3 protein-coding genes are annotated in these 9,615 nt (G+C 74.1%); all 3 read right to left on the reverse strand.

What is annotated here, in order from left to right:
- Positions 1 to 86: 86 nt before the first annotated feature.
- From pglZ to pglX, 3 genes are read right to left on the reverse strand one after another with little or no spacing between them, the layout of a single operon-like run.
- Positions 87 to 3,305, reverse strand: a complete 3,219-nt coding sequence (gene pglZ / locus NBW84_RS04415; RefSeq protein WP_250281950.1) for a BREX-2 system phosphatase PglZ — start codon at positions 3,303 to 3,305, stop codon at positions 87 to 89.
- On the reverse strand, positions 3,302 to 7,510 hold the full coding sequence (locus NBW84_RS04420) for a phage resistance protein (protein ID WP_250281951.1): 4,209 nt from the start codon (positions 7,508 to 7,510) through the stop codon (positions 3,302 to 3,304). The genes pglZ and NBW84_RS04420 overlap by 4 nt, the downstream gene beginning before the upstream one ends.
- A gap of 58 nt (positions 7,511 to 7,568) precedes the next feature.
- Complete coding sequence (pglX, locus tag NBW84_RS04425) at positions 7,569 to 9,593, reverse strand: BREX-2 system adenine-specific DNA-methyltransferase PglX (RefSeq protein ID WP_250281955.1); 2,025 nt, start codon at positions 9,591 to 9,593, stop codon at positions 7,569 to 7,571.
- Positions 9,594 to 9,615: the final 22 nt, after the last annotated feature.

A 9,615-nucleotide genomic window follows, 5' to 3' on the forward strand; every position in this document is an offset into this window, starting at 1 on the left:
CCCGGCCGCCGGCACCGCCCCGCGCCGCAGCGCATCCAGCACGTCCCGGCGCCGCGCCGCGCTGACCTGGCCGGTCAACTGGCCGGTCAAGAGGTCAGCCCGAACTGGGCGCGCAGCAGGTCGACGTTGAGGCGCAGGGTGTGGCCGTCGTCGATCGGCTCCAGCACAGGGTAGTTGTCGATGTTGAAAAGACGCTGGAGGGTCACGGCGAAGCCGCCGGCCCGCGCCGGGCGCTCGCCGGCGCGCTCGGCGACGACGCTCGTCGCCAGGGTGCCGAACGCGGCGAGCAGCGCCCGCACCGCCGCCTCGACCTTCTCCACCGGCACCTTGCGGGCCAGCCCGTCAAGCTGGGACCGGAACAGTTCGGACGCGAGCAGCCCGGCGACGAGGACGTCGACCGGGTCCTCCCGGCCACCGGCCGTCGCCGCGGACACCGATGTCGATGCCGTCGCCGATGCCGATGTCGATGTCGATGTCGGAGCGGAGGCCGCCTCGTCGGGAAGCTCGAACAGCGCCGGGCCGGTCTGCTCCTCCGCGGGCCTGCGCCGCTTACGGGGGGGCGGCGCCGTCCCCTCGGCCGGGGCGGTGACGGCGCGCCGCCCGACCAGCACGGTGTCGCCGCCACCAGGTCCGCCCCCAAGGCCGCCACCACCAAGGCTGCCGAGGAGGTCTGTCGTCTCCAGTGACCACCAGCGCGGGCGCTGGTCGGGCAGCGGGCGCCAGCCGGGCGGCAGGTCGCGGCTCGCCGACGCCGCGGAGAGGCGGAACGGCAGAAAGGCCAGTACGGGCACTGTCACCTCGGCCGGCGCCGCGCCGCCGTGGTAGCCGCCCCTGCGGCCCAGGTAGTGCACGGCCGGGTCCCACAGCGCGACGATCCGCCCGCCGGGCGCGAGCACCCGTGGCCCGGCCAGCGCCACCTCGCCGTCCCGGGAGTCGTTGTCGCCCGAGCCGGGGACGCGGTGCCGGGCGGACGCGGCGTCGGCGGCGGCCAGCGTCCCGGAGCGGTGGTCGACGACATGGCCGTGGTCGCTGGTCAGGATGACCGCCCGCCCGGCGGTCCGGGCGTAGCCCAGCACCGCGCGCAGCCGGCCGACGTCGGCCAGGCTCCAACCGCCGTCGTCGCGCGGCCGGCCCCGCTCGAGCGTGTCGTCGACCGTGTTGATCACGACCGCGACCAGGGGGGTGTCCGAGGTCAGCGCGTCGGCGAGCTCCCCGTCGAGCGCGGCGCCGGGCCTGCCCGCCAGGTCGGCGTGGTGGAACAGCCGGGCAGCCCGCCGGCCCCAGCGCGGATGGCCCTCGAACTCGGCCTTCTCCTTCGTCTTGTCGCCGGTGAGCAGCCGGCCGGCGAGCAGTGACGTCCGCGAGGTGGCGGTCACGGTCGGCAGCACGGCGACGGCCGCCCGCCGCCGTGCGGAGCCGGCCGGCTCACCGTTCGGCCCACCTGGGAGGGAGCCGAGCGGGTCGCACTCCTCCCAGCGTTCGCGGCGCAGTTCGGCGGCGAGCTGGACGGCGACGGCGGCGCTCATCCCGTCGAGCACGACCAGCAGCGCCCGGCCGCCGCGGGCGGCCACGACCGGCGCGACCACCCGGTCGAGGATCTCCTCGACGCACAGCGGCCCGGCCGGCGCCGCCGCGGCGGCCGGGGCCGGCCTGCCGGTCGTGCTCCACCGGGCGAGCAGTTGCGCGAAGGCGGCGTCGAGGGCGCGGCGGCGACGGGCCGCCACCCGGTAGAGGTCGCCGTACACCGCGCCGATCGCGGGCGTGGGGTCGCCGACGGCCAGGTGACCGAGCGCGATGTCGACCCAGGCACCGTCGTCGAGGTGGGCGTCGAGGGCGCCGGCCAGCGTCGTCGGCTCGCCCGCCCGCTCCCGGCCGGGGCGCTGCCCGCCCGCGGAGCCCTGCCCGCCCGCCCGGTGCGCGGCGGCGAGCGAACCGGTGGGCTGGGTGGCGAGCCAGCCGACGAGCCGGGCGGCCATCGCGGCCCGCTCCACCGTGGCCCGCTCCACCGGGGGACGGTCGACACCGGCCAGCAGATGGTCGCGCAGCGATCCGACGGCGGTCACGACGTCGCGGGCCGCCCGCGCGAGCAGCGTGCGGTCGGCCCCGGACTCGGCGGCGGCGAGGAAGTCGCGGACGGTGGCTGCGACGGCGGCCAGCCGGTGGTCGAACCCGGCCCGCAGGATGTCGCTCGCGGCGCCGGCCACCCGGGCGTCCAGGTCGTCGAGCAGCCGCTCCGCGGTGTCGAGCAGGGCCGGGAGCGCATCCTCCGGGTGCAGGGTCGCCGACGCGGCGCCGGCCGTGTCGAGGCCGAGCCGGCTGGTGCCCGGGCGGGCCGCCACCAGCGCCGTCGTCACCACCTCGTGAACGGCGTCAGCGAACGCGCGCATGGTCGTGTCGTCGAGGCGGAGGTCGCCGAAGTAACGCTCCACCCGGACCCTGGCCCGCTCGGCAGCCCGCTCGACCGCCGCGACATCCCCCGCCGCCGGTGCCGGCGGGCCGGCGGCGTCGCGGCCACGCCGGGGCCACAGACAGTCACAGACCAGGCCGAGGGCGAGCGCCCGCTCGCCGTTGCCGGCGGCGACCAGGGTGAACAGGGCCCGCCCCGCGCGGCCGGTCCGTTCGACCAGGTAGGCGGTGAGGCCGGCGCGCTCGTCGTCGCCGAGCCGGCGCAGCGCCTCGGTCGCGCCGGGGGTGGTCGTCCAGCGCAGCAGGGTGGCGATGTCCAGGTCGGCGGCGCCCAGACCCAGCTCGGTCAGGCCGAGCCGGACGGCGGCCAGCTCCGCCAGCGCGTCCTGCCGGCTCAGGCCATCGGGCCGGCGCGGCCAGCCGGCCGGGGGACGGGCCTCCAGCAGCGCCTGCGCGACCCAGCGGTACTCGGGGGCGCGTAGCCGCGGGTCGGCCTGGGTGGCGCCGAAGTCTTCCAGGACCGCGAGCCACGGCTCGATGACGTCGACCCGCTGCCGGTAGACCTGGGCCAGGACGGAGTCACCCAGCGTCTCCTCGTCGGCGTCGGTGAGCAGCACCAGCCAGCCGTCCTCGACCGGGTCGCGCGCCCAGCGGGTGACCTCCTCGAGGACGGCGAGCGGTGACACGCAGGGCACCACCCGGACCGGCCGGCCGCCGGCGTCCAGCTCCCCCGGCACCGGCCAGTCCGGCTGGGCGCGGACCAGCAGCACGCGCGGCTGGCCGCCGTGGTTGCTCCGCGCGGCGCGCCGCAGCCGGTCGACCCGGCCCAGCACGACGGCCGGGGTCACCCGGGGAGCGCCCGCGCCGCCCGCGCCACCCGGGGACGACAGGAGGGTCACGGCGCCGGCCGCCAGATGATCTCGACATCGCCGGGCTGGTCGCCGACGTGGGTGCGCAGCTCGGCTAGCGCCTCCTCCAGCTCCCCGACCCGGCCCCGCCACCGCCACGCGGTGCCCGTGCCGGCCGTGCCCGCGTCGGCCGTGCCGGCTCCGGTGCCGCCCGCCCTCGTGCCGCCTTCCGCGGCGCCGCCCTCCGTTGTGCTGCCCTGGCCGGGCGGGGGGATCGTGACGGCCGGCCTGGAGCCGGTCTGGCCGGTGCCGCGCCTCATCGGGACGGTCTCGACCGGCGGGACCTCGGCCCACGGCCTCGACCTGGTGGGATCGACGGGCCTGATGGAATCGGCGGGCCTGATGGGATCGACGGGCGGGACGGGCGCCGTGGTGGCGCGGCGGAGCAGGGTGGTCGCCCTGGTGCGGGCCTGGTTGAGCGCCGGGGCGAGCGACGTGGTCAGCTCGTCGGCGGCACCGGTGGCGCGGATCAGCCCGAGGATCTCGTGGGCCTCGGTCCGGTAGGGCTCGGGCAGTCCGGCGATGACGGCGAAGGTCTCGTCCCAGGGGGCCGCTCTGATCGCGTCGGTGACGTCGTCGGCGCGGCTGATGCTCACGGCGAACTGCGTGGCCGGGCCGGCGAGCTCGGCGCGGGCCAGCCGCCGGACGATCTCCGTGCCGCCGGCCCTGGGGTCGTCCAGCGCGAAGAGCAGGTCGCGGGCGGCCCGCGCGGTCCGCAGCCGGCCCCCGTTCGCGCCGTTGCTGTCGGGGCCGTTGCTGTCGGTGCCGGCCGCGGCGGTGCCGGCCGCGGCGAGGCCGGTGCGCGGGTCGAGCCCGAGTGCGGCGGCGTGCGTCTCCAGGGCGTCGACCAGCTTCTGGCTCGCCGCCCGGCGGGGCCGTGTCTTCTCGACCAGCTCCTCGGCGAAGCCGCGTAGCAGCCGGCCGCGCAGCAGCGCCGGCGGCCGTACCCCGAGGATCGCCTGGGCGCGTTCGCCGGCGGCCGCCCAGTCGGCCGCGTCGGGCAGCGGCTGCTCGCGCAGCGTCATGTCCCTGGTGATCGCGTTCAGCTCGGGCGGGGTCGCGAGCAGGCCGCCGTGCCGGTACCAGGCCCGGTCGGTCTGCTCGGCGAACGCGGCGACGACCAGGTGCGCGACGTTGTCGTCCAGGCCGCGCGGCTTCGGCTCGTCGATCCAGCGCAGCAGGTCGCTGACCCGCACCTCGCTGACCCGCGGCTCGCCCGGCCCCGAACCGCCTGGCCCCGAGCCGCCCGGCCCCGAGCCCGAACCGCCCGAGCCCGAGTCGCCCGAGCCCGAGGCGCCTGGCCCCAGGGCGCCCGCGCCCGGCGCGCCGGAGCCGTCGGCCGCCGCCTGGGCGGCGCAGCGGGTGAAGTGGTCGACCCACTCGCGGCCCAGCTCGAAGCGCACCTCGTGCATCACGCCGAGCCCGAGCGCCGGCGCGATCCGCCGTACCGGGATCCGGTCGCCCCGGGCGACCTCCACCGAGCCGCCGTCCGCCTCGGCCGCTCTGGTCACATAGCCGAGGACGAGCTTGAGCTCCGCGGGCCTGACAGGCGTCCCGGTCTGGTCGGGGTCGAGGTCGGGATGGCCGGGGAACTGGTCGGCGAGCAGGTCGCCGACCAGCCGCCGGCCCGCCTCCCGCAACGACGCGCCGAGCGGCAGCGTCGGGTTCAGTCCGGGCCACAGCGCGCGCAGGTGGTCGCTGAAGTCGGCGGTGACGTCCTGCTCGTCCTTGGACGTCAGGCCGTAGGCCGAGCGCAGCACGGTCCGGGTCTTGGTCAGCAGCGCGTCGTAGCGGCTTTTCAGCACGCCGTGGGCGCGCTGCCGGTCGTCGGCGCTCAGGTGCTGGGCGTGGCTGTCGAACCGGTGCCCGCCGCCGGCGAGCAGGTGGTCGAGCCGGACGAGCATCCCTAAGTCGGCCAGGCGCGCGGCGGTCAGGTCGGCGGGGATCCAGCAGACCGTCCGGTGCTGGACGCCGGCGCCGCGCAGCCGCTCGACACGCGCCCGGGCGTAGACCGGCCCGTCGCCGGTGTCGTCGAACGGGTAGTCGACGACGATCCGCCACGACCGCGGGTCGACGGGCGCCAACTGGTCGTCACGCAGCTCGCCGCCGCGGACCGAGCCGAAGACGACCTCGGCGGAGCGTCTGCCGCCCCGCCAGACGAGGTCGAGCCGGTCGCCGTAGACGTCGCCGGTGGCGGTGACGCCGAGCTCCTCGACGAGCAGCCGTTTCACCAGCGCGCGCCGGTTGCCGGCGCTGTCGTAGGCGACGGCCGAGTTCAGGATGCTGTCTACCTCGACGTCGACGAGTTCCAGGCCGACGCCCGGGTCGCCGCCCTCCACCGGGACATACTTGATCTCGCCGAACTGGCCGGCCCAGCGTTCGGCCTTCTTGCTGACGAGCCCGGCCTCGCCGCCCGGGATCGGGCTGGTGATGCTGCCGTGGTTGAGCGCGGAGAGCCGCCGCGTGGTCAGGTTGCGCAGCGCCGGGACGCTCGGCGCGAGCGCGGACAGCAGCAGTGTCTTGACCAGCCGGTCGTCCGCGGTGAACCGCCGGACCCTGGTCGCGAGCGCCGGGTCGATGCCGACATCGACGCCGGTGCCGGTGCCAGCGCTGGCACCGGAGCCAGCAGCCTGGGCGCGGCGGGCCCGGGCGAGGGTGTCCTCGTCGAGGCCCTCCGCGTCGAGCAGGTAGGGGCGCAGCTTGCGGGCGTAGAGCTTCTGCGCCGCGTCGAACTCGGCCTTCAGGACGTCGGTGAACGGGGTGTCGGCGCCGCGGGTGATGACGTCCCACAGGTCGCCGAGCGGCACGACCTGGCCGAGACGCAGGTCGTTCCGGTGGTCGACGAGTAACTGGCGCATGAGTTTCAGCGCTGTCCGGTTGCGCTGGAGGGCCGAGGAGACGTGGACGAGGGTGTCCATGAACGCCGGGCTGAACGGGTAGGACAGCCGGAACGCGTCCCGGTCGGCGCCGAGCTGGGAGCTGCCGCCGAGCATCGTGTCCCACACCTCGGCGCGGACCTTCGCCGTCGTGACGAACGCCCGCGCGATCGCCGCCTCGGCGTCGGCGTTCAGCGGCCGCAGCAGCCGCCGGTTGGCGATGAGCGGGAGGTTGCGGTCCTCCAGCACGATCTTGTCGAACCGGCCGTCGGCGAGGGTGAGGACGTCGAGGAAGGACAGCCGCACGTCGCCGGCGACCTGTTCGCCGACGAGCTCCCGCAGGTCCCGCTGGCGGGCGATGAAGCTGACGACCGGGATCGGCCGGGCGCCCAGCCCGCCCTCGACGAAGTTCGTGACCTTCTGGACCTCGCGGGAGACGAACGCCTGGTCGCCCATGTTGTTCGCCAGCCACAGGATCAGCTCGTCGAGGAAGAGGACGACGGCGTCGTAGCCGAGGTCCCGCGCGTGCCGGGCGATCTCGGTGAGGCCGGCGTCCAGCGAGACGAAGCCCTCGGCGTCCTCGCGCAGGTCACGGAAGGTGTTCGCGAACCAGGTCGTCAGCAGGTCGGAGACCAGCCGGCGGGTCCGCCCGTCCGGGGCGGCGCCCGGGGCGAGTGCCGCGTCCAGCTCGGTGGGCGTCCAGGAGGCGTCGTCGCCCCAGTCGTCCTCCTCGCCGCCGCCCGCACCGGCCCGGTTCAGCTCGGCGAGGAAGGTGGCGTCGCCGACCTTGGCCCGCACGCCGCGGGCCTCGGCCAGCAGCGCCTCGGCCCGGTGCACCGCGGGGATCGGGGCGTCGGGGTGCAGCCCGCGCAGCTGGTCGGCGTAGCCGCCGAGGACGCGCTGCTCGATCGACTTCGCCCCCAGCAGGTGGAACGGGACGAGCAGGAACCTCTTGCCGGCCAGCTCCGCGTCGTGCTTGCCGACGACGTCGGTCAGGCGGTCGTCGAGCGTGCGGGCGGCCGGTTCGCCGCGCAGCAGCGCGTGCAGCACCGCCATGAAGTGCGACTTGCCGGAGCCGAACGAGCCGTGCAGGTAGACGCCCCTGGACGTGCCGGTGCTCACCGCCTGCGCGATCAGGCCGAGCGCCTCGTCGAAGTTCCCGACCAGCCGGTCGGTCACCACGTAGCTGCGCAGGGTCTCGGCGTCGGTGACACCCTCGGTGAGTCTGAGGACGAAGTCGCTGTCGGACGTCCTGAGCGGGATGTCGATGACCTCGCGCAGCAGCGGCTGCGGCTGCGGCTGTGGTGACGGGCTGGTCATGCGACACCTCGGCGGGTCATGCGAAGTCCGGTTGTCCGGATCGTACGGACGGGGGCGGTCATCGGGTAGCCCTGCGGCCACGGGTGGTCGCCGGCGGGCGCCAGCCGGTGAGGGCGTCGGCGGTGAGGTTGTGCCGGCCCATCGTCTCGGCGAGGAAGGCGTCGTAGACCTCGGCGGGCGAGCCGTCGTAGAGCGGGTCGACCTCGTGGTGCCACTGGCGGACCCAGGGCATGATCTCCCGGAGGCCGGCGAGCAGCGGGGTGAGCTTCTCGGCGCCCCAGCCGTCGGTGTCCTGCCGCTCGACGATCAGCGTGGCCAGCGCCTGGGCCTGCTCGCGGTGGTCCCAGCCGGCCCAGCCGATCAGCAGCGTCGGGTCGGTGGCCGGGCCGGCGTGCGGGTAGGAGACGAACCGCTCCTTGGGGACGTCGAGCTTGCCGCGGGCCCGCCAGTAGGACGCCTTGCGGAAGTCGGCCTGGGCGTACTTCGGCGGGACGGGGATCGCGTCGCGGATCTTCCTGGCCGCCTCCGGGGTGGGGGCGGCGTCCTCGGCGCGCTGCTGGTCCCACACCGACTCCCAGTCGGCGCGTTTGACCAGCCCGGAGTCCTTGTAGCGCAGGGCTGCGAGGAAGGGGACGTGCTCGTCCTCGACGAGGCCGGCGACGACCTTCGCCAGTGGGTCGCCGGGGCGGTGGAGCTCGGCGACGGCGACGAAGCCCGCGTCGGCGGCCAGCTCGTCGGCGAGCCGGCCGGTGGTCCACAGCCGGGGCTGGACCATCCCGTCGACGTCGGCGAACCAGCGCTCGCGGGCCTCCAGCCGGTCGAGCAGCCAGCCCCGCAGGGCGGTGTCCTGAAGCTTGTCCCAGCCCTCGGTGGCCCAGCGGCGCTTGTACTCGGGCCGCTCGATCAGCCCGATGTTCCGGTCGTTCTCGATGACGGCGATCCGCTTCTCCACCAGCGCCCGGTACTCCGCCGGCCAGCCCGCGGGCGGCTCGGTGACCGGGGTGGAGCCGTGCCGGGCGAACCACTCGGACGTCTCCTCACCGGCCGCGATCTTCCGCGCCAGCACGATCTCGAACGCCCGCTCACCCAGCCTGATCTCCGGGACGTCGGCGACCGGCAGCGTCAGCTCGTCGGCGAGCAGCCCATACTGCCGGTAGACCTGCCAGTCCAGCTCCTCCTGCAACGCGATCATCCGCGCCCGCGTCGACACCCACTCGTCCCGCGCCGCCGCCAGCCCCGCCCGCGTCGGCACCCCGCCCGCCGCCACCGCCGCCGGGCTCACCGCCGTCAGCCGCAGCGCCAGCCCATCCAACTCCCGCGCCAGCCCCAACGGATACTCCGCCGGCAACGGAAACTCCTGCAACTTGGTACCGGTGAACTCGTAGAACCGTTCCCAGGTCTGGGACTTGAACCCCTCGTTTACACCCTGGCTGCCCTTGTCGTGGCTGACCTGCTTGAGCCAGAAGCACGCCGTCGAACTGTTCAACACCCCCAGCAGCTGCAAATAATTTTCGTCTGCTGTGTCGGCTGGAAGCTTGATGACGGGCGCGGTCTGCTTGAACGCTTTCTTGTCTCGGCTCAGTGTGAAGTTATTATGCGTTGACACAAACGAGAACGTCAACGAGCGTGGATCCTCGAGTTTTTCTCTGTATAGCTCACCATATTCGTACCAGACGAGTGAGTCAATAGTCTCAATCGGCTTGCCGAATCTTTTGCGAAGCTGGAGTATTCGCCGGTTTGGCCACAGGTGACGGCCGATTCCGATGATCTGTTCGATTGGCGTTGGCCTCAAGCTCTCATTGTATGGCCAGATGCTGACGACTCCATCGGACATCTGGTAGTCACGGATACAGTCACCTTCGACCATCTGTATAGTCTGTTCAAGCTTGCGCCTGACAGAAGTTGTCCTGTCTTGAACGAAGAATGCGTCGTCCTCTGCAGTGATAGCTACATATCCGGAGTAGGCAACTACTGTGGAAAGTTTACTCTCTGCATATTCCTCAATGGTACGCTTCAAGTCGATCGTTCCTCCGCCACCGAGACTCCAGGGGTAGGAAGCCAAACGGTTGCGCGGTAGGTCCACGGAACTAACCCAGTCACTGTCA

The sequence above is a fragment of the Protofrankia sp. CiP1_Cm_nod2 genome, from assembly GCF_920664355.1.
In the GTDB taxonomy this organism is placed as follows: Bacteria; Actinomycetota; Actinomycetes; order Frankiales; family Frankiaceae; genus Protofrankia.

Excerpts from the sequence above, each read along its gene's own strand:
- NBW84_RS04420 (WP_250281951.1), bottom strand. The coding sequence starts at position 7,510 with ATGACCAGCCCGTCACCACAGCCGCAGCCGCAGCCGCTGCTGCGCGAG.